At 62.5% G+C, this 21,578-nt stretch carries 20 protein-coding genes; 16 read left to right on the top strand and 4 right to left on the bottom strand.

Going from position 1 to position 21,578, the window contains the following annotated elements; genetic code table 11:
• Window positions 1-12: 12 nt before the first annotated feature.
• The gene (locus ATN38_RS20465) at window positions 13-1,074 is read right to left on the bottom strand and encodes an Lrp/AsnC family transcriptional regulator (RefSeq protein ID WP_007736255.1); all 1,062 of its coding nucleotides are present in this window, start codon (window positions 1,072-1,074) and stop codon (window positions 13-15) included.
• A gap of 56 nt (window positions 1,075-1,130) precedes the next feature.
• Between ATN38_RS20465 and ATN38_RS20460 the strand changes: the two genes are divergently transcribed.
• From ATN38_RS20460 to ATN38_RS20395, 14 genes are all read left to right on the top strand, one after another.
• Window positions 1,131-2,450 (top strand): NAD(P)/FAD-dependent oxidoreductase, encoded by a 1,320-nt coding sequence (locus tag ATN38_RS20460; protein WP_116056673.1) that lies wholly within the window; start codon window positions 1,131-1,133, stop codon window positions 2,448-2,450.
• Window positions 2,450-3,361, top strand: coding sequence for a bile acid:sodium symporter family protein (locus ATN38_RS20455; protein WP_116056674.1), 912 nt, complete (start codon window positions 2,450-2,452; stop codon window positions 3,359-3,361). The genes ATN38_RS20460 and ATN38_RS20455 overlap by 1 nt, the downstream gene beginning before the upstream one ends.
• Window positions 3,358-4,293, top strand: a complete 936-nt coding sequence (locus tag ATN38_RS20450) for an SDR family oxidoreductase (RefSeq protein ID WP_218680739.1) — start codon at window positions 3,358-3,360, stop codon at window positions 4,291-4,293. Before ATN38_RS20455 ends, ATN38_RS20450 begins: the two co-directional genes overlap by 4 nt.
• A 117-nt stretch (window positions 4,294-4,410) precedes the next feature.
• Window positions 4,411-4,872 carry a hypothetical protein gene (locus ATN38_RS20445; RefSeq protein ID WP_116058136.1) on the top strand — a complete coding sequence of 154 codons (462 nt, stop codon included), beginning with the start codon at window positions 4,411-4,413 and terminating at the stop codon, window positions 4,870-4,872.
• 38 nt (window positions 4,873-4,910) lie between these two features.
• Window positions 4,911-5,981 carry an N-acetyl-gamma-glutamyl-phosphate reductase gene (gene argC, locus ATN38_RS20440; RefSeq protein ID WP_218748562.1) on the top strand — a complete coding sequence of 357 codons (1,071 nt, stop codon included), beginning with the start codon at window positions 4,911-4,913 and terminating at the stop codon, window positions 5,979-5,981.
• A 32-nt stretch (window positions 5,982-6,013) separates the two neighbouring features.
• The gene (argJ, locus tag ATN38_RS20435; protein WP_050656537.1) at window positions 6,014-7,252 is read left to right on the top strand and encodes a bifunctional glutamate N-acetyltransferase/amino-acid acetyltransferase ArgJ; all 1,239 of its coding nucleotides are present in this window, start codon (window positions 6,014-6,016) and stop codon (window positions 7,250-7,252) included.
• Window positions 7,249-8,172 (top strand): acetylglutamate kinase, encoded by a 924-nt coding sequence (gene argB / locus ATN38_RS20430; protein WP_007736229.1) that lies wholly within the window; start codon window positions 7,249-7,251, stop codon window positions 8,170-8,172. The genes argJ and argB overlap by 4 nt, the downstream gene beginning before the upstream one ends.
• Window positions 8,169-9,368 carry an acetylornithine transaminase gene (locus tag ATN38_RS20425; RefSeq protein ID WP_007736227.1) on the top strand — a complete coding sequence of 400 codons (1,200 nt, stop codon included), beginning with the start codon at window positions 8,169-8,171 and terminating at the stop codon, window positions 9,366-9,368. The genes argB and ATN38_RS20425 overlap by 4 nt, the downstream gene beginning before the upstream one ends.
• Window positions 9,365-10,315 (top strand): ornithine carbamoyltransferase, encoded by a 951-nt coding sequence (gene argF / locus ATN38_RS20420; protein ID WP_021334039.1) that lies wholly within the window; start codon window positions 9,365-9,367, stop codon window positions 10,313-10,315. Before ATN38_RS20425 ends, argF begins: the two co-directional genes overlap by 4 nt.
• Complete coding sequence (locus tag ATN38_RS20415; protein ID WP_007736224.1) at window positions 10,312-10,791, top strand: arginine repressor; 480 nt, start codon at window positions 10,312-10,314, stop codon at window positions 10,789-10,791. The genes argF and ATN38_RS20415 overlap by 4 nt, the downstream gene beginning before the upstream one ends.
• Window positions 10,792-10,838: 47 nt before the next feature.
• A complete protein-coding gene (locus tag ATN38_RS20410; RefSeq protein ID WP_007736221.1) occupies window positions 10,839-12,038 on the top strand; it encodes an argininosuccinate synthase in 1,200 nt (399 codons plus the stop codon).
• 3 nt (window positions 12,039-12,041) lie between these two features.
• Window positions 12,042-13,484 carry an argininosuccinate lyase gene (gene argH / locus ATN38_RS20405; protein ID WP_003944092.1) on the top strand — a complete coding sequence of 481 codons (1,443 nt, stop codon included), beginning with the start codon at window positions 12,042-12,044 and terminating at the stop codon, window positions 13,482-13,484.
• A gap of 170 nt (window positions 13,485-13,654) precedes the next feature.
• Window positions 13,655-16,636 (top strand): acyl-CoA synthetase, encoded by a 2,982-nt coding sequence (locus ATN38_RS20400; RefSeq protein WP_218748561.1) that lies wholly within the window; start codon window positions 13,655-13,657, stop codon window positions 16,634-16,636.
• A 39-nt stretch (window positions 16,637-16,675) separates the two neighbouring features.
• Window positions 16,676-16,882, top strand: coding sequence for a Trm112 family protein (locus tag ATN38_RS20395; protein WP_003944045.1), 207 nt, complete (start codon window positions 16,676-16,678; stop codon window positions 16,880-16,882).
• On the opposite strand, the gene ATN38_RS20390 is transcribed toward ATN38_RS20395, so the two are convergent.
• From ATN38_RS20390 to ATN38_RS20380, 3 genes are read right to left on the bottom strand one after another with little or no spacing between them, the layout of a single operon-like run.
• Entirely contained in the window at window positions 16,879-17,496 is a 618-nt protein-coding gene (locus ATN38_RS20390) for a TetR family transcriptional regulator (RefSeq protein ID WP_218748559.1), read from the bottom strand. The genes ATN38_RS20395 and ATN38_RS20390 overlap by 4 nt on opposite strands.
• The gene (locus tag ATN38_RS20385) at window positions 17,493-18,248 is read right to left on the bottom strand and encodes an ABC transporter permease (RefSeq protein ID WP_218748557.1); all 756 of its coding nucleotides are present in this window, start codon (window positions 18,246-18,248) and stop codon (window positions 17,493-17,495) included. The genes ATN38_RS20390 and ATN38_RS20385 overlap by 4 nt, the downstream gene beginning before the upstream one ends.
• Window positions 18,245-18,979, bottom strand: a complete 735-nt coding sequence (locus tag ATN38_RS20380) for an ABC transporter ATP-binding protein (protein WP_042925860.1) — start codon at window positions 18,977-18,979, stop codon at window positions 18,245-18,247. The genes ATN38_RS20385 and ATN38_RS20380 overlap by 4 nt, the downstream gene beginning before the upstream one ends.
• Window positions 18,980-19,065: 86 nt before the next feature.
• Between ATN38_RS20380 and ATN38_RS20375 the strand changes: the two genes are divergently transcribed.
• Window positions 19,066-19,674, top strand: coding sequence for a DNA-3-methyladenine glycosylase (locus ATN38_RS20375; protein WP_308256395.1), 609 nt, complete (start codon window positions 19,066-19,068; stop codon window positions 19,672-19,674).
• A 19-nt stretch (window positions 19,675-19,693) separates the two neighbouring features.
• Window positions 19,694-20,971 (top strand): tyrosine--tRNA ligase, encoded by a 1,278-nt coding sequence (gene tyrS / locus ATN38_RS20370; protein ID WP_007736194.1) that lies wholly within the window; start codon window positions 19,694-19,696, stop codon window positions 20,969-20,971.
• Window positions 20,972-21,578 lie beyond the last annotated feature (607 nt).

Below are 21,578 nucleotides of genomic sequence, written 5' to 3'. Positions count from 1 at the left end.
GGCTCTGTCGTGTTATCGGCTTTTCGACTGAGGCGAATCGGAAAGCCACACATCTGGCGCAACGGTGTCCGTCCGTCGCCCTTGCTGGTCGAGCACGTGGCCGAGCAGTTTGCGCAGATACAGCACGATGGATCGTTCCGTGACGCAAAGACCCGGAATCTCCTTGCGCAGACGAGTTTCGAATGCATCGAGTTCTGCAGGAGAATGCAGCCACAACTGAACCACCAGGTTGTCGGGGCCGACTACAGCGAAGCAGTTTCGAACTTCCGACGCCCGACTCAGCACTCGTCCCGCCGTATCGAGAAGCTCGGGTTCGACGCGGCACCACAAAGTGGCGAGCACGGGAAGGCCGGCCAGCGGCCGCGCGAATTCACACCGCAGCGCCACCAACCCCGAAGACGTGAGCCGGTCGATCTGGCGTTTGCACGCAGCGGGACTGACACCGATCGCGTCGGCCAACTCCTTCATGGGAGTGCGCCCGTCGTAAGCGAGCTTCGTCAGAACCTTGCGATCCTGTTCGGATATCCCGGTCGGCCGAGCGCGCACGGCAGGACGGTTTTCGCTGGTGGTCAGCACACCCTTCTCGGACGGTGCCAGCGCATTGAGTCTCCATCGCCCACCTTCGGTGAACCAGCGTGTGATGATCGAGGTTCGTGTCGCCAGTACACCGTCGATCGTTGCGACGTCTTCCGAGATGAAGCGCGACATCGACGCCAGATCCGCGGTACCGGCTGTGACGAGCAGATCTGCTCTGCCCGTTGATGCTTCGATGGTCACGGCGTGGGCCGAGCGAGTCAGCCGTGCCGCGATGGTGTCGAGAAGAGCAGGTGAGCAATCGATTTCGATGATCGCTGTGACGATGCTGCCCAGCACCTGTGGCCCTGGAGTGACCGTGACCCAGGCCAACGACGATTCGGAGAGTCGATTCCAACGACGGGCGAGAGTCGCGGCGTCGAGTTCGAGTGGTTCGGCCAACGAAAGCCACTTCGATCGCGGTGCGAGCTGGAGCGCATTGATTATCCTCAGATCGATTTCATCTATCCTGCGACCGTTGCCGGCATCTGGTGCACTCATAACGTCATTATCCGGCATATTGCTGCAAGATTCGGACTATCTGCGACGCTCGACGGATGATCACAGAGGAGAAGTACGCGCTGATCGGAGCGGGCCCGTCTGGATTGGCCGGCGCGCGAAACCTCGATCGGGCCGGGATAGCGTTCGACGGCTTCGAGAGCCACGACGACGTCGGTGGGCTCTGGGACATCGACAACCCGCACAGCACCGTCTACGAGTCGGCGCACCTCATCTCTTCGAAGGGCACCACCGCATTCGCGGAGTTCCCGATGGCTGATTCGGTGGCCGACTACCCGAGCCACGTCGAACTTGCCGATTATTTCCGCGACTACGCCGATACTCACGATCTTCGCAGGCACTTTGCCTTCGGCATTACCGTCGTCGACGTTTCGCCGGTCGATTCGCTATGGCAGGTCACCACGCGCAGTCGCAGCGGTGAGACAACAGTCGCGCGGTATCGAGGCGTGATCATCGCGAACGGAACGCTGTCGAAGCCGAACATGCCGACTTTCCGGGGCGACTTCACCGGCACGTTGATGCACACGAGCCAGTACCGCAGCGCCGAGATCTTCCGCGGGAAGAAGGTACTGGTCATCGGAGCGGGCAACAGTGGATGCGACATCGCCGTCGATGCCGTCCACCAGGCCGAGTGCGTCGACCTGAGCGTTCGGCGAGGCTACTACTTCGTCCCCAAGTATCTGTTCGGCCGACCCTCGGACACCTTGAATCAGGGAAAGCCGTTGCCGCCGTGGATCAAACAACGCGTCGACACCTTGGTACTCAAGCAGTTCACGGGTGATCCGGTGCGGTTCGGATTTCCGGCACCGGACTACAAGATCTACGAATCGCATCCGGTCGTGAACTCGTTGATCCTGCACCACATCGGGCACGGTGATGTGCACGTGCGCGCCGACGTCGACCGGTTCGAGGGGAAGACGGTGCGGTTTGTCGACGGATCGTCTGCCGACTACGACCTCGTTCTCTGCGCCACGGGGTATCACCTCGACTATCCCTTCATCGCGCGCGAGGACTTGGACTGGTCGAGCGCTGCCCCGGACCTGTTCCTCAACGTCGCGAGTCGCCGCCACGACAATCTCTTTGTTCTCGGCATGGTCGAAGCATCCGGTCTCGGATGGCAGGGCCGTTTCGAGCAGGCCGAGTTGGTGGCCAAATTGATCACCGCACGTACCGAAGCCCCCGCCGCGGCGCGGGAATTCTCGGCGGCGGCGGCCGGTCCTCCTCCCGATCTGTCCGGGGGATACAAGTACCTGAAGTTGGGACGAATGGCCTACTACGTGAACAAGGACGCCTACCGATCGGCGATCAAGCGACACATCGGACTGCTTGATGCCGCTCTGACGAAGGGAGGACAGTGATGCCGATCGACGACGTGGTGCTCAACTTCAACCCGGGATCGTTGATGATCCTCAACGTGGTGCTGGCCGCGATCATGCTGGGGATCGCCCTCGACACCTCGGTCGACGACTTTCGTCGTGCGCTCACCAAACCCAAGGCGATGGCGGTGGGTATTGCTGCGCAGTTCCTGCTGTTGCCGGCAGTGACTTTTCTCCTGACGCTGATTCTCTCGCCGGCTCCGTCGGTAGCACTCGGCATGATCCTGGTGGCGTGCTGCCCGCCAGGGAACATCTCGAACGTCCTGACTCACCGGGCGGGCGGCGACGTCGCACTCTCGGTGTCCATGACGGCGGTGTCGAACGTCCTCGCGATCTTCCTCATGCCGCTCAATCTTGCGTTCTGGGGGAGCCGACGCCCGGAGACCGACGCTCTGTTGCAGTCCGTGAACCTGAATGCGCTCGAGATGGTCGCGCAAATCGCCCTGATCATCGGTGTGCCGTTCGTTCTCGGCATCTGGGCGGCACGAAGGTTTCCGGAGATCGCCGCGAAAGCGCAGCCTTGGGTGAAAAACGGTTCGTTGGTGGCGTTGTTGATCTTCATCGTCGCGGGGGTGTCGGGGAACGCGTCGTACTTCGTCGACTACATCGGGGTGGTACTGCTCGCGGTCTTCCTGCACGACACGGTTGCCCTCGCACTGGGATACTTCTGCGGCGCCGTCACCGGGTTGAACGAATACAGCCGTCGCGCCGTCTCTTTCGAGGTTGGCATCCGCAATGCCGGACTGGGGCTTGGCCTGGTGTTCACGTTCTTCGACGGGCTCGGTGGCATGGCCATCGTGGCCGGCTGGTGGGGAATCTGGGACATCATCACCGGGTTGGCTCTGGCGACGATCTGGTCCAAGCGACGCGCCCGAAAGGCGGTACCGGCATGACCGTCGCACTCGTCACGGGCGGGAACGGGTTCCTGGGTACCGCTGTCATCGACGCACTGATCGCGCAGGGCATCACCGTTGTCTGTGCCGACCTCACCGTCAAGGACACGCCGGACGATCGCTTCCGCCGCGTCAGGGCGGACGTCTGCGACCCCACAGAATTGGGGCGGGTGTTCGGTCAGTACCGACCGAACGTCGTGATCCACCTTGCGTCCATCGTGAATCCCGGCAAGAACACGACAGCAGAGCAGGAGTACCGCGTCGACGTCGACGGGACACGAAACGTGCTCGCGGCCTGCGTCGAACACGGGGTTGGACGGATCGTCGTGTCTTCGTCCGGAGCGGCGTACGGCTACCACTCCGACAACCCACCGTGGATTACCGAGGACGTACCTGTCCGAGGCAACGACGAATTCACATACAGTCGCCACAAACGCCTGGTCGAAGAGATGCTCGCCGAATATCGCGTCGAACACCCGGAGTTGGAACAAGTTGTCTTCCGGATCGGCACGATCTTGGGTGAGAGCGTCGACAATCAGATCACCGCGTTGTTCGATCGCCGCAAGCTGCTCAAGGTTGCCGGGAGCGACAGCCCCTTCGTCTTCGTCTGGCACACCGATGTCGCGGGCGCTTTTGCGGAGGCCGTGACCGGAAACCAAGTGGGCATCTTCAATGTCGCGGGCGACGGCTCGTTGACCGTCGACGAGTTGGCTTCCCGGATGGGCAAGAGCACGGTGACGCTTCCTGCATGGTTGTTGCGAGGCGTTCTACGCGTCGGGCGGCGATTGGGCGTAACGGAACACGGTCCGGAGCGCGTCGGATTTCTCCAGTACCGACCGGTTCTCGACAATCGGCGGCTCAAGGAACAGTTCGGATACGTCCCCGAATATTCGAGCGAGGAAGCATTTGCCGCGTATCTCGCGTCACGCTGACCCCTTCGACGGACGGTCGTGGAAGGATCGGAATTGTCCGTCGGCGTTTTCGAGAAGGGACTGACAGTGTCACGAAATGATGGGCCCGAACATGATGGGTCCGAGCACGATGGGTCCGTGCACCAGGTAGTCGAGGCCGCCAGTGCACTCGACGACAAGGACTTCCTCGCGGTCGTCCGCGCAGTGGTCGAGCGTCGTCCGAGTTTGTCGGTCCTTCTTTCCGTGGTGGACACCGCTGCCGCGAGCCTCGAGCCGAACCGCGTCGAGGACGAGAACGAGATCACCGACGCCGAAGAAGTCGAACTGCCCGACACCGTTGTGGAGGTCGACGAGATCATCGACGTCCCGGTGGTACTTGCGACCGATCCGAGAATTCCCGAACCCGACTACACCGAAGGGGGAGTGCCCACTTTCGACCGCGTTCGGGAGAAGATAGAGGGGCGCTTCGGTAGTTCCATAGGTTCGGCCGAATTGGCACACGAGAGTCCTGCCGGAAAGTCCGTGGACGAGCAGTGGGACGAGCGCCAGAAGGCCGCAAAGGCCAAGCTCGAGGAGATCCGGCGATCCATGGGTAAGTAATTATGCATTCCGATGCACAATGATGCATACTGTGTGACATGACTGAAGGTGGTACGACCGAGAACGCACGCAAGCCGATCAGAGTCGCCGTTGCCGGCGCCAGTGGGTACGCCGGTGGTGAGGTTCTGCGTCTGCTTCTCGGGCACTCCTCCTATGTCGACGGCAGCCTGGTTATCGGTTCGCTGACCGCCGGTGGCAACGCCGGTTCGACGCTCGGTGAGCATCATCCGCACTTGCTCCCACTCTCTTCGCGGGTACTCGAAGAGACCACTGTCGAAATCCTCTCGGGTCACGACGTCGTCTTCCTCGGTCTCCCGCACGGAAATTCGGCTCAGTACGCCAAGTTGCTACCCGAATCGACGGTCATCATCGACTGCGGCGCGGACTTCCGGCTGCAGGATTCCGCAGCCTGGGAGAAGTACTACAAGAGCACTCATGCCGGTACCTGGCCCTACGGTCTTCCTGAATTGCCCGGTGCCCGTGAGAAATTGGTAGGCGCAACCCGCATTGCCGTTCCGGGCTGCTACCCGACGGCTGCGAGCCTCGCGCTGGCCCCCGCCGTTGCCGCGGGGATCGTGGACTCACACGTGAACGTGGTTGCGGTCAGTGGCACTTCGGGCGCCGGCCGGGCACCGAAGGCTGATCTGCTGGGTTCCGAGGTCATGGGCTCCGTCCGTGCGTACGGCGTCGGCGGCGTCCATCGCCACACCCCTGAGATCATTCAGAATCTCTCGGCCGCAGGCGGCAAGGACATCAGTGTCTCCTTCACTCCGGTGCTCGCGCCCATGCCGCGCGGCATCCTCGCGACCTGCACGGCAGCCACCACGGCCACCGAAGAGCAGGCACGCGAAATCTACGAAAAGGCATACAACGACGAGCCGTTCATTCATGTGCTGCCTGCCGGCATCTTCCCGCAGACCGGCGCTGTGATCGGATCCAACGCCGTGCAGATCGGGGTCACCGTCGACGCCGACGCCGGTCAGCTCGTTGTCATCTCGGCAATCGACAATCTCACCAAGGGCACCGCCGGTGGCGCGGTGCAATCGATGAATCTCGCCCTTGGCCTACCCGAGACCGCAGGTCTCTCTACCGTGGGAGTAGCTCCGTGAGCACCGACAATCCGCAGCAGATCGACAACGCAATCGAGCCTGACGCGACCGTTGCAGACGTGGTTCACGTCGCCGGGGGACGTCTGCTCCGCACGCAGGGCGTCACCGCACCTGCCGGATTCCGCGGTGCCGGAATTGCTGCCGGTATCAAGAAGAGTGGCAAGTCGGACCTCGCATTGGTGCTCAACGAGGGACCCGATCTGGCCGCTGCCGGCGTCTTCACCCTGAACAAGGTCAAGGCAGCTCCGGTGCTCTGGTCTCAGCAGGTCCTGACGACGGGCAAGCTGCGCGCGGTGGTGCTCAACTCGGGCGGCGCGAACGCCTGCACGGGCGCGGGTGGATTCCAGGATGCACACAAGACTGCCGAGGAAGTTGCTTCGGCACTGAGTAATTGGGGCACCGAGACGGGCGCGATCGAGGTCGCTGTCTGTTCGACCGGACTTATCGGTGACCGCTTGCCCATGGACAAGCTGATCCCCGGTGTCACCGAGGTGGTGCACGAACTGGCCGGCGGAATCTCCGGCGGCACCGACGCGGCATACGCGATCATGACCACCGATACCGTGCCGAAGCAGGCGTCGCTGCACCACGCGAACAAATGGAACGTCGGCGGAATGGCCAAGGGCGCAGGCATGCTCGCGCCTGCGCTGGCCACCATGCTGTGCGTCGTCACGACCGATGCTGTCGCAACGGCGGATCAGCTCGATACCGCTCTGCGCGCCGCCACCCACCTGAGCTTCGATCGCCTCGACGTCGACGGCGCCACGTCCACCAACGACACAGTGCTCCTGTTGGCCTCCGGCGCCAGCGGTGTCACGCCGACGCAGGACGAACTGAACGCCGCAGTGCTGGCCGTGTGTGATGATCTCGCGGATCAGTTGATGGCAGACGCCGAGGGTGTCACCAAGCGGGTCAAGGTGACGGTTCGCGGCGCGGCGTCCGAGTCCGATGCGTTGATCGGCGCCCGGACCATCGCCCGCGACAGCCTGGTCAAGACAGCGCTTTTCGGTTCCGATCCCAATTGGGGTCGCGTTCTCGCCGCAGTGGGTATCGCTCCCATCGAGCTCGATCCCGATCGAATCAGTGTGTCCTTCAACGGGAGTCCCGTCTGCATCGACGGCGTCGGTGCTCCGGGGGCGCGTGAGGTGGACCTGAGTGGGATCGACATCGAACTCGACATCGATCTGGGAATCGGCAACGAGTCCGTGAGCATTCGCACCACGGACCTCTCGCATGCTTACGTCGAAGAGAACTCGGCGTATTCGTCATGACCGAGACGTATCCCGTGATCAGCGAGCATCAGAAAGCGCATGTCCTTGCCGACGCGCTGCCGTGGCTGCAGCGATTCCGCGACAAGGTGGTCGTGGTCAAGTACGGCGGAAACGCCATGATCGACGAGACGCTCAAAACGGCATTTGCCGCCGACATGGCGTTCCTGAGGACTGTCGGCATCCATCCCGTCGTCGTGCACGGCGGTGGCCCGCAGATCAACGCGATGCTGGCACGCCTTGGCATGAAGGGTGAGTTCCGCGGTGGTTTCCGGGTCACGACGCCCGAGGTGATGGACGTCGTGCGGATGGTGCTTTTCGGTCAGGTCGGCCGTGAACTCGTCGGCTTGATCAACGCGCACGGTCCTTACGCGGTCGGTATCTCCGGTGAAGATGCGCACCTGTTCACCGCTACTCGACGCACTGTTGCGGTCGAGGGGGAGCAGACCGACATCGGGCTGGTCGGGGACGTCACCACCGTGAACCCAGACGCGGTACTCGATCTCATTGCGGCAGGACGTATTCCGGTCGTCTCGACCATCGCACCCGACGCCGACGGTGTCGTCCACAACATCAACGCCGATACCGCTGCTGCAGCACTGGCCGAGGCGATCGGTGCCGAGAAGCTCGTTGTCCTCACCGACGTCGAGGGCCTGTACACCGATTGGCCGGACCGAGCCTCACTGGCCACCGAAATCGACACCGACGCCCTGGCCCAGTTGTTGCCGAGTCTCGACGCCGGCATGGTGCCCAAGATGGAGGCCTGCCTTCGCGCGGTGCGCGGAGGTGTGCCGTCGGCGCACGTGATCGACGGTCGGCTCGAACATTCAGTCCTACTCGAACTTTTCACCGGTGAAGGAATCGGCACGATGGTCGTGCCGGGTTCCTCGGTCGCCGGTCCCCAGCAGGGAGCTATCTCATGAGCACGATCGATCTGCAGCAGCGGTGGTCCGCTTCGCTGATGAACAATTACGGCGTACCCCGGGTTGCTCTCGTCCGCGGTGACGGCGCCGTACTCACCGACGCCGACGGCAAGCAGTACGTCGACTTCCTGGCCGGAATCGCCGTCAACATCCTCGGACACGGACATCCGGCCGTCGTCGAAGCCGTCACTACTCAGTTGTCGACACTCGGCCATGTTTCCAACCTGTACGCCAGCGAGCCGGTCGTCGAGTTGGCGGAGCAGTTGCTCGCTCATCTCGGCAACGTCACCGGGCGCGCGTTCTTCTGCAACTCCGGTACCGAGGCGAACGAGGCTGCCTTCAAGCTCGCTCGCGCCACCGGCCGGAAGAAGATCATCGCAGCCGAAGGCTCCTTCCACGGTCGCACGATGGGGGCACTCGCTCTGACGGGTCAGCCGGCCAAGCGGGCGCCGTTCGAACCGATGCCCGCCGGTGTCGAGTTCGTGCCGTACGGCGACGTCGAGGCACTCGAGCAGGCCGTCGATTCCGACACCGCCGCTGTGTTCCTCGAACCGATCATGGGTGAGGGCGGCGTCGTGGTGCCACCCGAGGGATACCTCGTCGAGGCTCGGCGGATCACCGCCGAGCGCGGTGCACTTCTCGTGCTCGACGAAGTGCAGACCGGCATCGGCCGGACCGGCTGGTTCTACGCCCATCAGGCAGTCGGCATCGTTCCGGACGTCATCACTCTTGCGAAGGGACTCGGTGGCGGAATGCCGATCGGCGCCTGCATCGCGACCGGGGCAACGGCCGAGTTGTTCGGACCGGGTAAGCACGGTACGACGTTCGGTGGCAATCCGGTGTGTGCTGCGGCGGCACTTGCCGTGCTGAAAACCATTGCAGCGGAAGACCTGATCTCACGCGCCGACAGCTTGGGTAAATCGATCTCGGCGGGCATCGAAGATCTGGGCCATCCGTTGGTCGACTACGTACGGGGATCAGGACTGTTGCTGGGTGTCGTGCTGACCGAGGACGTCGCGCCGGCAGTGGAAAACGCAGCGCGCGAAGCCGGGTACCTTGTGAATGCAGCGCAACCCGGAGTGATCCGGTTGGCGCCGCCGCTCATCCTCACGGACGAGCAGGCCGAAACCTTCGTGGCAGCACTACCTGCCATCTTCGACAGCGCACTATCGGCTGACCAGCCGGGGGAGAAGTGACTACCGTGGTGAAACACTTTCTCAGGGACGACGATCTGACTCCTGCGCAGCAGGCCGAAGTTCTCGAACTCGCAGCGATTCTCAAGAAGGACCCGTTCGCTCGGCGTCCGCTCGAGGGTCCCCGCGGAGTCGGTGTCATCTTCGAGAAGAACTCGACGCGTACACGTTTCTCGTTCGAGATGGGCATCGCACAGATGGGCGGCCACGCTGTCGTCGTAGACGGGCGCAGCACTCAACTCGGTCGTGAAGAGACGTTGGCGGACACCGGACGCGTACTCTCCCGTTATGTCGACGCCGTCGTGTGGCGCACGTTCGGCCAGAAGCGCTTGGAGCAAATGGCAACGGGTGCAACGATTCCCATCGTCAATGCATTGTCCGACGAATTTCATCCCTGTCAGGTTCTGGCCGATCTGCAAACGCTGATCGAACAGAAGGGTGAGCTCAAGGGGCTGAAGCTGACCTACCTGGGCGACGGCGCCAACAACATGGCTCACTCGCTGATGCTCGGCGGAGTGACCGCAGGCATAGACGTCACCATCGCAAGCCCCGCCGGCTTCGAACCGGCGGACTGGGTCGTGGCAGCAGCACGCAAACGCGCCGAGGAAACCGGCGCGACCATCACCCTGACGCAGGACCCACAGGCCGGCGTCGTCGGCGCCGACGCGTTGGTCACCGACACCTGGACCTCGATGGGTCAGGAGAACGACGGACTCGATCGGGTCGGACCTTTCCGTCCGTTCCAGATCAACAAGGAGCTGCTCGCAAAGGCAGATCCGAAGGCCGTCGTCCTGCACTGCCTGCCCGCGCATCGCGGCGAAGAAGTCACCGACGAGGTTCTCGACGGGCCGCAGAGTGTTGTCTGGGACGAGGCGGAGAACCGTCTGCACGCCCAGAAGGCATTGCTCGTGTGGCTGCTGGAACAGCGAACCCAACTGGACCCGGCGTGAGCGTCGCTCCCACTCGGGCTGGTCGCCAGTCGCGCATCATCGCGCTTCTGGCGGCTCACCCTGTCCGAAGTCAGACGGAGCTGGCGGCCTTGCTCGGTGCCGAGGGCATCGAAGCAACGCAGGCGACGCTCTCGCGTGACCTCGAAGAGCTGGGAGCGGTGAAACTGCGAGCCGCCGACGGCGGCGCCGGTGTTTACGTGGTGCCGGAGGACGGGAACCCGGTACGCGGTGTGGCCGGCGGTACCGACCGCCTCTCACGGCTGTTGGGTGAGTTGTTGGTCTCCACCGATTTCAGCGGCAACATGGCGATCCTCCGGACACCGCCGGGAGCCGCGCACTACCTCGCGAGCGCACTGGATCGGTCCTCGATGCCGGACATCGTGGGCACGATCGCCGGAGATGACACCATCTTCGTAGTGGCCCGGGAACCGCTTTCCGGAGCGGAACTCGCGGCCATGATCGAATCGCTCGCCTGACCCCTTATTCTTTGATAGAGATTTTCAACCGAAGGAGCACAAAAACCATGGCCGATCGCGTCGTACTCGCCTACTCGGGCGGGCTGGACACTTCTGTTGCCATCAGTTGGATCGGTAAGGAGACCGGCGCTGAAGTTGTCGCCGTCGCCATCGATCTGGGGCAGGGTGGCGAGGACATGGAGGTCGTGCGTCAGCGCGCGATCGACTGCGGCGCAGTCGAATCCGTTGTCGTCGACGCCCGCGACGAGTTCGCGGACGAGTACTGCTTGCCGACCATCGCGGCCAACGCCCTGTACATGGACCGCTACCCGCTGGTCTCGGCCATCAGCCGTCCGCTGATCGTCAAGCACATCGTCGAAGCTGCACGCTCGCACGGCGGCACCATCGTCTCGCACGGTTGCACCGGTAAGGGCAACGACCAGGTTCGCTTCGAGGTCGGATTCGGCGCCCTCGCACCCGACCTTCAGGTCATCGCACCGGTCCGCGACTACGCCTGGACCCGCGAGAAGGCCATCGCCTTCGCCGAAGAGAACAACATCCCGATCAACGTCTCCAAGAAGTCGCCGTTCTCGATCGACCAGAACGTCTGGGGCCGCGCCGTCGAAACCGGATTCCTCGAGGATCTGTGGAACGCGCCGACGAAGGACGTCTACGACTACACCCAGGACCCGACGGTCAACTGGAACGCACCCGACGAGCTCATCATCAGCTTCGACAAGGGCCGCCCGGTCGCCATCGACGGCCGCCCGGTGTCGGTTCTCGAAGCCATCCAGGAACTGAACAAGCGCGCAGGCGCTCAGGGCGTCGGCCGTCTCGACGTCGTCGAGGACCGTCTCGTGGGCATCAAGAGCCGTGAGATCTACGAAGCTCCCGGCGCCATGGTTCTCATCACCGCACACCAGGAACTCGAGCACGTCACCCTCGAACGCGAACTCGGTCGCTACAAGCGTCAGATGGAGCAGCGTTGGTCCGAGCTGGTCTACGACGGCCTCTGGTTCTCGCCCCTCAAGGACGCGCTGGACACGTTCGTCAACAAGACGCAGGAACGCGTCACCGGCGACATCCGTCTCTTCCTGCACGGTGGAGCCATCACCGTCAACGGTCGTCGCAGCCCGGAGTCGCTCTACGACTTCAACCTCGCGACGTACGACGAGGGCGACAGCTTCGACCAGTCCGCATCGAAGGGCTTCGTCGAGATCCACGGTCTGTCGTCGAAGGTCGCCGCGAAGCGCGATCTGGGACTCTGAGCCATGACGGCTCACGGTGACGGAGACGCTCAAAAACACGGCACCAACGAAGGTGCGCTGTGGGGCGGGCGGTTCGAGTCCGGACCGGCCGCTGCCATGGCGGCGCTGAGCAAGTCGACTCACTTCGACTGGGTCCTCGCTCCGTACGACGTGCGGGCGTCGCAGGCGCATGCGCGTGTGCTGAACAAGGCAGGCCTGCTCAGTGAAGCCGACCTCGTGACAATGCTCGACGGTCTCGACCGCCTGGCGGCAGATGTTGCCAGTGGCGCCTTCGGGCCCAGCGAGTCGGACGAGGACGTACACGGCGCACTCGAGCGTGGTCTGATCGAGCGTGTCGGGCCTGAGGTCGGTGGGCGCCTGCGTGCTGGACGTTCGCGAAACGACCAGGTGGCCACGCTGTTCCGCATGTGGCTTCGCGATGCAGTCCGCCGCATCTCCACCGGAGTTCTCGACGTGGTCGACGCATTGGCGACTCAGGCCGGGGCGCATCCGGATGCCGTGATGCCGGGCAAGACGCACCTGCAGGCGGCTCAGCCGGTCCTGTTGGCGCATCACCTGCTCGCTCACGCACATCCACTGTTGCGGGACGTGCAGCGCCTTCGCGACTTCGACGTGCGAGCTGCGGTGTCCCCGTACGGTTCCGGTGCACTGGCCGGTTCCTCACTCGGACTCGATCCCGAAGCGATTGCGGCGGAACTGAAGTTCGACAGCTCGGCCGAGAACTCGATCGACGCAACGGCTTCGCGTGATTTCGCAGCCGAGGCAGCGTTCGTGCTCGCAATGATCGGTGTCGATCTCTCCCGTATGGCGGAAGAGATCATCATCTGGAGCACACCGGAGTTCGGCTACATCACGCTTGCCGACGCGTGGTCGACGGGATCGTCGATCATGCCGCAGAAGAAGAATCCGGATGTCTCGGAACTGACGCGCGGTAAGTCGGGTCGTTTGATCGGCAACCTGACCGGATTGTTGGCGACGCTCAAGGCTCAGCCGCTGGCGTACAACCGCGATCTGCAAGAGGACAAGGAACCGGTTTTCGACTCGGTTGCGCAGCTCGAGATGCTGCTCCCGGCCATCACCGGTCTGGTGCAGACGCTCGAGTTCCACACCGAGCGCATGGCGGAACTAGCTCCGGCAGGGTTCACGTTGGCCACCGACATCGCGGAGTGGATGGTGCGTCAGGGCGTGCCGTTCCGGGTTGCCCACGAGGCTGCCGGAGCGTGCGTGCGTGTCGCCGAAGCACGAGGGGTCGGACTCGAAGATCTCACCGACGAGGAGCTGGCCGGCGTCGACAGCGCGCTGACACCCGCTGTTCGTGAGGTGCTGACAGTCGAGGGTTCCATTGCTTCGCGCAACGCGCGAGGCGGCACTGCGGGGGTGCGGGTTGCCGAGCAGCTGGACGGAGTCAAAGCAGTGGCGCAGTCACTGCGGGAATGGACCCTGTGACCTCGCGGTCACGAGTGTTGTCGCTCTCTTTTCGGCAGTAGTCCTTCGGTCGTACGCGGTCAGGTAGCAGAATTTGCTCCCTGACCGCGTACGCGTATTCATCGTCAGTAGGCTTGTCGCGCGCGGGAAAAATGAGACTGACGTCACATGGTGAGTAACTTGGGAGTGAAATGGTGGGATTGAATTCCAAGTCTGTGCTGGGCCCGATTCGTCGGGTGGTTGCGACAGCACAAAACGGCCTCGAGGTCGTCCGGTTGGGTGGGCTGGAAACGGATGCGACCACGTCGCCGTTCGAGATCGTCGAACGCGCAGCGATGTATCGGCTACGGCGCTACTTCCCGGACAGTGACCCGGAAACCGTCGGCGCACCGATCTTGCTGATCCCGCCGATGATGATGTCGGCGAACGTGTACGACGTGACCCGTGACCAGGGCGCTGTGGGAATTCTGCACGAGATGGGCCTTGATCCCTGGGTCGTCGATTTCGGTTCGCCCGACTCCGAAGAGGGCGGTTGGGATCGTAACCTCGCCGATCACATCATTGCTCTCAGCGACATCGTCGATCACATCCACCGTCACACCGGAAAAGATGTTCACATCTCCGGTTATTCGCAGGGTGGTATGTTCGCCTATCAGGCTGCCGCGTATCGGCGTAGTCGAAACATCGCCAGCGTCATCACCTTCGGCAGTCCGGTCGACACACTCGCCGCGCTACCCTTCGGCATCCCGGCGGGATTGGCAACCAAGGGTGCAGATTTCCTCGCCGATCACGTCTTCAATCGCCTGGCGGTCACCGGGTGGATGGCCCGTACCGGGTTCCAGTTGCTCGATCCCGTGAAGACGCTGAAGATGCGCGTCGACTTTCTGCTTCAACTGCACGACCGTGAGGCGTTGCTTCCGCGGGAGCAGCAACGCCGCTTCCTCGCGACCGAGGGTTGGGTCGCGTGGTCGGGGCCCGCGGTAGCCGAACTGCTCAAGCAGTTCATCGTGCACAACCGAATGATGACCGGTGGGTTCGTCATCAAGGATCAATTGGTCTCGCTCGCCGAGATCACCTGCCCCATCCTGGCATTCGTCGGTGAGGTCGACGACATCGGCCAGCCGCAAGCGGTTCGAGGCATCAGTCAAGCCGCTCCGCGGGCGAAGGTCTACGAATCTACCTTGCGTGCAGGCCATTTCGGTTTGGTTGTCGGTTCCACCGCGGCCAATCACACCTGGCCGACCACCGGTGAATTCGTACAGTGGACCGAGACGGGTGGACCCCTCCCGGACCGTATCGCGAACATGGTCTACGGCGCCGACCTCGAAGACCAGACCGGTGTGTCGATCAGCAATCGGATCATCCACACCGTCGCCTCGGTCGCTGAAGTAGGTGCAGGAGTCACCAAGGGAATCAGTGACCTTGCCGCCGGTGCGTTGCGCGGCACTTTCGAATTGTCGGGAGAAGCGGCACGAGCGTTGCCACGTCTGGCTCGACTCAACCAGATTCAGCCGCACACCAAGATCTCGCTGAGCCAGTTGCTGGCGGAGCAGCGTCGAAAGGCGCCGAACGGCGAGTGCTTCCTCTTCGACAATCGCGTGCACACGTATGAAGCGGTCAACGCGCGTATCGACAATGTCGTGCGTGGATTGATCTCCGTGGGAGTGCGTCCGGCAGCGCATGTCGGTGTCCTGATGGAGACCCGTCCCAGCGCACTCGCGGCCATCGCAGCCCTGTCGCGACTTGGTGCCGTCGCGGTCATGCTTCCGCCAGGCTCCGACATCACGGCGGCGGTCAAGCTGGGGTCGGTCGATCGGATCATCACCGATCCGGAAAACGTCGATGCTGCAGTGGTTACCGGTCGGCCGGTACTGGTGCTCGGCGGCGGCGATGCCCGTGGCCTCGAGGTGGATCCGTCACACGACGTGATCGATCTCGAACAAATCGATCCGACGAAGGTCAATCTGCCCGGGTGGTACCGACCGGATCCCGGTGTCGCCCGCGAACTCGCCTTCATCATCTTTGCGGAATCCGGCGGTGTGCTCGAGGCCAAGCAGATCACCAACTACCGGTGGGCATTGTCGGCCTTCGGCACGGCTACGGCGGCAGATCTCGATCGCGGTGACACCGTGTACTGCCTTGCGCCACTCCATCATTCGTCGAGTCTGCTCGCGACCATCGGTGGTGCCATGGCCGGTGGCTCACGCATTGCGCTCTCACGTGGACTGAACCCCGCGAGGTTCGTCGAGGAAATCCACCGCTACGGCGTGACGGTCGTGAGTTACACGTGGTCGATGATGCGCGAGATACTCGACGAGTATCTTCTTCTCATCGACGGTAGTCATCCGGTCCGCCTGTTCATCGGTTCGGGCATGCCCCATGGTCTGTGGAAGCGGACAACGGAGGCGTTCGACCCCGCGCAGGTACTCGAGTTCTATGCGTCGACCGAAGGCGACGTGATTCTTGCCAATGTTGCAGGTTCCAAAGTTGGTTCCAAGGGGCGCCCGCTGCCGGGTAGCGCGCAGGTGCGGTTGGCGGCATACGACCCGCTGAGTGGTCGGCTCCTCGAGAACGGAAACGGATTTGTCCGTGAGTGCGCCGAAGACGAGGTCGGATTGCTGCTCGGGCGCGCGGGATTCACCGCCGATCTCTCGGGCGGAGCCATGCGAGGTCTCTTCCAAGCCGGCGATTCGTGGATTCCCACCGAAAATCTCTTCCGCCGGGACGCCGACGGCGACTACTGGCTGATCGACCACAAGAACACGGTCATTTCCACGCTCCGCGGTCCCGTGTTCACCCAGCCGATCGTCGACGCGTTGTCGAGTGTGGCGCGGGTGGATCTTGCCGTCGCATACGGAGTCGGTGACGCGCCGCATCAGCTGGCGGTCGCTGCCGTGACTTGGCGTCCGGGGCGGCAGTTCCGTTCTGCCGAGCTTGCAGAGGCCCTCTCGCGCATCGCTTTCGACGCTCGTCCGGATATCGTGCAGGTGGTTGACGAGATCCCGGTGGGTTCGTCGTACCGTCCGAGCTCCACTGCTTTGGCTGCGGCCGGATTGCCGGCGCCGGGGCCACGGACCTGGTTCCTCGATTCCGAGTCGCAGTCGTACAAGCGGCTGACCAAGGCAATTGCCGCGCAGTTGATGCCGACGAGGGTGAGCACCGGAGCACGGTAGCCTGAGGACATTCTGTTTGATCGGTTCGAGAGGACACACGTGGCTATTGATTCGACGTTGCTCAGCATTTTGGCCTGCCCCCAGGACAAAGGCCCGCTGCTGCTGGTCGGGGACGAGTTGCTCTACAACCCGCGCCTGCGACGTGCCTACCCGATCGAGAACGGCATTCCCGTTCTGTTGATCGACGAGGCACGCGATGTAGCGGACGACGAACACGAGAAGTTGCTCGCGCGGGCTGAAGGCTAGATCGGTAATTCACCGATCAGGTACCGCTGGAGGTTCGGCGCCACCAGCGGTACCAACGCGTCAACGCTCAATGATGCGAGTGGTTCGAGTCCGAGCACATATCGCGTGACAAGCAGTCCGGCCATCTGAGATGCCACCAATTCCGCTCTGATCAAGCCGGTACCAGGTGGTGTGTCCATCCGCGGAATGATGTCGCGCAATACGACATCGAGCAGAAAGCTCTGGATCAACTGCGATCCGTCGCCGGAAATGGCTGATCGAAAAGCCGCCAGAATCGCCGGCTGGTGTTCCGAATCCCATAGCCCGATCACCGCCCGGAGAAGGCTTTCGCCGAGGTTTTCGGTCGGGGAGGTGTGAACCGGTCCCAGTACCTTTGCTGGATCGATCGGTAGCGCGATCGCAGCGGTGAACAACTGCTCCTTGCTCCCGAAATGGTGATGAATCATAGCCGGATCGACGTCAGCGGCCGCAGCTATCGATCGAACGGTTGTTCGTCGAAAACCGTTCTGGGAGAACGCCCGTCGCGCCGAATCGAGGATCTGCGCGCGAGTCTCCGACTTGCCCGGTCGTCGCCCCGAACGAATCGGTGCAGGACTCGTGTCCTTGTCGGTCATGGAGTGCGGCGATCGAGTGTGGCCGCGGCCAGCGAGAGTGCGGCGGCGGCGAAGCCCGCCATGACGGCGAGATCACGCCACATCTGACCCGTCGCGTCGGCATGCATCGACACTTGCTGAAGTGCGTCGACGGCGTAGCTCAAGGGGAGGACGTTGCTGATCCATTCGAGCCAGGTCGGCAATTGGCCGCGCGGTACCAGGAGTCCGCAGAGGAAGAGCTGTGGAACCACAACTACCGGCATGAATTGCACCGCTTGGAACTCGGTCTTCGCGAATGCGCTGGCCAACAGGCCTAGCGCAACGCCCAGTATTGCGCCGAGAACTGCAATGACGATGACCCAGGCAAGACTGCCGGCGATGGTGAGTCCGAGGAATCCGAAAGCAACCGCGCACGCGAGGGCTGCCTGAGCGGCGGCGGAGAGCGAAAATGCCGCCCCGTATCCGGCGAGAAGGTCGAGTTTGCCCATCGGTGTGGTGAGCAGGCGTTCGAGGGTTCCTGAACTGCGTTCGCGCTGCATGGCGATGGATGTGACCAGGAACATCACCACAAACGGCAAGATTCCCAACATCGTGATCGCCACTCGTTGGAAGAGCGAAACCTGGCCGGGTGGCGTCGGGACGTCTTGGTAGAGGAAATACAGCAAAATCATCAACAACGACGGGACCAACAAGATCATGGCCACCGTGCGATGGTCCTGGCGGAGCTGAAGCAGAATGCGTACGGTCGTAGCGCCGAAGATCCTGATGCTCATGATATTTCACCTCCGACGGGTGAAGTCCGAATCAGCTCGAGAAAGGCGTCCTCGAGCCGTTCACATCTGGTTTTGGCGCGCAATTCATCGGGTGTGAGTTGAGCGAGGAGGTGCCCGTCTCGCATCAGGATCAGCTCAGCGCAGTGGTCGGCCTCATCCATGACGTGGCTGGAGACCAACAGGGTGGTTCCGCTGCGAGCAAGGTCAGCGAATCGTTCCCACAATTCGACGCGAAGCACCGGATCGAGGCCGACGGTCGGTTCGTCGAGGATCAACACATCAGGTGACGCCACCAACGCGCAAGCCAGCGAGACTCGCCCGCGTTGACCACCAGACAGATCGGCGGCGGTCTGGTCGGCGTATCGGCTCAATCCGACGGCGTCGACCGCCGCTGCGACGTCGGCGCCGGACTTGCCGTAGAGAGCGCCGAAGTACTGGACGTTTCGAGTGACCGTCAGGTCGCCGTACACGCTGGGGGATTGGGTGACATATCCGACCCGGCGGCGAAGAGCAACGGAACCGGCGAGGTCGCCCAGCACTCTGACCTCACCACTTTCGACGATCTGTGTTCCGACAATCGCGCGCATCAGGGTTGTCTTGCCGCAGCCGGACGGGCCGAGCAGTCCGGTGATCGATCCTGCTGATACCTGCAGGTCAAGCGAGTGAAGAACTTCGTGCTTGCCGCGAATGACTCGTAGTCCGCGGATATCTATTGCCGGCGTTGTGGTCACGGTTCGCCTCGTTTCAATAATTCATCACTTGTTGAATTATGCGACTCGGCCGACCGATGAGTCAACGGCGTGGGCACAATCGAAGGGTGAGCATCGAGACCTTGGAAAATGTGGAGAACCCGTTGGAAGCGGGCCTGACAATTCTCGGCTCGACCCTGACCATCGACGACATCTCGCTGAGGATCGTCGAGGTCGAGGCGTACGGAGGGGAGAAGGACGGGCCATGGCCGGATCCGGCAGCACATTCGTATCGGGGGAGAACGCCGCGGAACAGCGTGATGTTCGGGCGGGCGGGGCGTCTCTACGTCTACCGCAGCTATGGAATGCACTTTTGTATGAACATCTCGTACGGCCCGGATGGTGTCGCGGGTGGTGTTCTGCTCCGAGCGGCCGAAATCGAGGCCGGTCACGATGTGGTGTCTGCTCGGAGATCGCCGGATCGACCATCTCACCAATGGGCCAGAGGGCCGGGTAATCTCGGTGCTTCTGTCGCAATCACGTTGGCGGACAACGGAACAGACGTGTTCAACCCTGCCTCTCGGATTCGGCTCGAATTGGGGGAGTCGAAGGAATGGGTCAGTGGACCGCGGGTGGGGGTCAGTACCGCGGCGGAGGTTCCGTGGCGCCTGTGGATTCCGGACTCGCGAGCGGTGTCCGCGTATCGCCGAAGCCCGCGAGCGCCGGTCATTTCGTGAAGATGGGATGATCGAGTCCGTGACTGAGAATATTCTCGATGAACTGACCTGGCGCGGGCTGATCGCCCAATCAACCGATCTCGACGCTTTGCGTAAAGATCTCGAGGCCGGACCGGTCACGTTGTATGCGGGCTTCGACCCGACAGGACCGAGCCTGCACGCAGGTCACCTGGTTCCGCTCCTCGCGCTCAAGCGGTTTCAGCGCGCCGGCAACCGCCCGATCGTTCTTGCCGGCGGTGCAACGGGCCTGATCGGAGACCCCCGTGACGTCGGGGAACGGACGATGAACTCCGCCGATACCGTCGCGGACTGGGCAGGTCGCATCCGTGGTCAGCTCGAACGATTCGTGGATTTCGACGATTCGCCGACGAGCGCGGTCATCGAGAACAACATGAACTGGACCGGCAAGATGTCGGCCATCGACTTCCTGCGTGATGTCGGCAAACACTTCTCCGTGAACGTCATGCTTGCGCGTGACACCGTGAAGCGTCGTCTCGAGTCGGACGGGATGTCGTACACCGAGTTCAGCTACATGCTGCTCCAGGCCAACGACTACCTGCACTTGCGACGCGACCTCGGCTGCACTCTGCAGGTCGGCGGGTCCGATCAGTGGGGCAACATCATTGCCGGCGTCGAACTCAACCGTCGTGTCGACGGTGAGAGCGTTCATGCAATGACGGTTCCGCTGGTGACCTCGGCCGATGGCAAAAAGTTCGGAAAGTCGACCGGTGGCGGAAGTTTGTGGCTCGACCCCGAGATGACCAGCCCGTACGCCTGGTACCAGTACTTCGTGAACACTGGCGACGCCGACGTGATCAAGTACCTGCGCTGGTTCACCTTCCTGACTGCGGACGAACTCGCGGAGCTGGAGACTGCAACAGCGGAGCGGCCGCATGCGCGAGAAGCGCAGAAGCGACTTGCCGCGGAGATGACGACCTTGGTTCACGGGGAACACAACACCCGTGCTGTCGAGCTCGCCAGTCAGGCGTTGTTCGGCAAGGCGGAGCTGGCGGAACTCGACGAGTCGACGCTAGCCGCGGCGCTGAAAGAAGCATCGGTCAGCGAATTGGCGCCGGGGGAGCCGCGCACGATCATCGATCTGCTCGTGACGAGCGGCTTGTGCGAGAGCAAGGGGGCCGCTCGACGCGCCGTGAAAGAGGGCGGTGCTTCGGTGAACAACCAGAAGGTGTCGGCCGACGACTGGGAGCCCACCGCATCCGATCTGCTTCACGGCAGCTGGTTGGTCGTCCGGCGCGGAAAGCGCAACTTCGCCGGCGTGAGAATCCTTCCGAACTGACGTGTGTGGGGTCACAGTTGTCTAGCGGGGCTCCTGTGGCCGCTGGTGGCCCGCCTCCGGGCGGGCTACCAGCGGATTTAACCTGTCGAACATCCGCGACCTGCACGTTTGACGCTCAGTTTTCATTCGCGTAACTTTGTCCAAGTCAGAGCGACACGGACACCAACCCCGACCGAAAGGCCGGGGAAACGCGGTTGGACGAAGTCGGAGACAATCACGCTCAGCGGGAACTTGCTTCCCTGGAGCGAACAAGCTAAGATTGTAACCCTTGCCCCGGAGCTTTCAACCTGGTTGAAGTGATGGTGTGTGCGTGTTCTTTGAGAACTCAACAGTGTGTCGATGAATGTCAGTGCCAAAATTTTTTGGTACTTCACATCCGCGAATGATCAACCGCCTCTTGGGGTTTGGTTGGTTTGTGTGTGGTGTGAGTATTTTTCGTCGGTGATTGTTCATTCTTCCGTCTGAATGGTTGCCGACACATTTTTTGCTAGTTGAGTTTTTTTGCTAGTGATTTGACTCTTTTTGTCTATGACTGATTAGCCGGCCTTCGGGTTGGTGATATCTAGAGTCTTCAACGGAGAGTTTGATCCTGGCTCAGGACGAACGC

This window comes from Rhodococcus sp. FH8 (genome assembly GCF_019266085.1).
In the GTDB taxonomy this organism is placed as follows: domain Bacteria; phylum Actinomycetota; class Actinomycetes; order Mycobacteriales; family Mycobacteriaceae; genus Rhodococcus_F; species Rhodococcus_F qingshengii.
The sequence above is the reverse complement of the archived record's forward strand: the minus strand, read 5'-3'. Positions and strand labels throughout refer to the sequence as shown.

Bases quoted from the DNA above. Each gene is read 5' to 3' on its own strand.
- ATN38_RS20385 (WP_218748557.1), bottom strand. From the start codon at position 18,248: ATGAGCATCAGGATCTTCGGCGCTACGACCGTACGCATTCTGCTTCAG.
- ATN38_RS20400 (WP_218748561.1), top strand. From the start codon at position 13,655: ATGGTGGGATTGAATTCCAAGTCTGTGCTGGGCCCGATTCGTCGGGTG.
- ATN38_RS20450 (WP_218680739.1), top strand. From the start codon at position 3,358: ATGACCGTCGCACTCGTCACGGGCGGGAACGGGTTCCTGGGTACCGCT.
- ATN38_RS20460 (WP_116056673.1), top strand. From the start codon at position 1,131: ATGATCACAGAGGAGAAGTACGCGCTGATCGGAGCGGGCCCGTCTGGA.
- argC (WP_218748562.1), top strand. From the start codon at position 4,911: ATGACTGAAGGTGGTACGACCGAGAACGCACGCAAGCCGATCAGAGTC.
- argB (WP_007736229.1), top strand. From the start codon at position 7,249: ATGACCGAGACGTATCCCGTGATCAGCGAGCATCAGAAAGCGCATGTC.
- ATN38_RS20465 (WP_007736255.1), bottom strand. From the start codon at position 1,074: ATGAGTGCACCAGATGCCGGCAACGGTCGCAGGATAGATGAAATCGAT.
- argH (WP_003944092.1), top strand. From the start codon at position 12,042: ATGACGGCTCACGGTGACGGAGACGCTCAAAAACACGGCACCAACGAA.
- ATN38_RS20390 (WP_218748559.1), bottom strand. From the start codon at position 17,496: ATGACCGACAAGGACACGAGTCCTGCACCGATTCGTTCGGGGCGACGA.
- ATN38_RS20410 (WP_007736221.1), top strand. From the start codon at position 10,839: ATGGCCGATCGCGTCGTACTCGCCTACTCGGGCGGGCTGGACACTTCT.
- ATN38_RS20455 (WP_116056674.1), top strand. From the start codon at position 2,450: ATGCCGATCGACGACGTGGTGCTCAACTTCAACCCGGGATCGTTGATG.
- ATN38_RS20425 (WP_007736227.1), top strand. From the start codon at position 8,169: ATGAGCACGATCGATCTGCAGCAGCGGTGGTCCGCTTCGCTGATGAAC.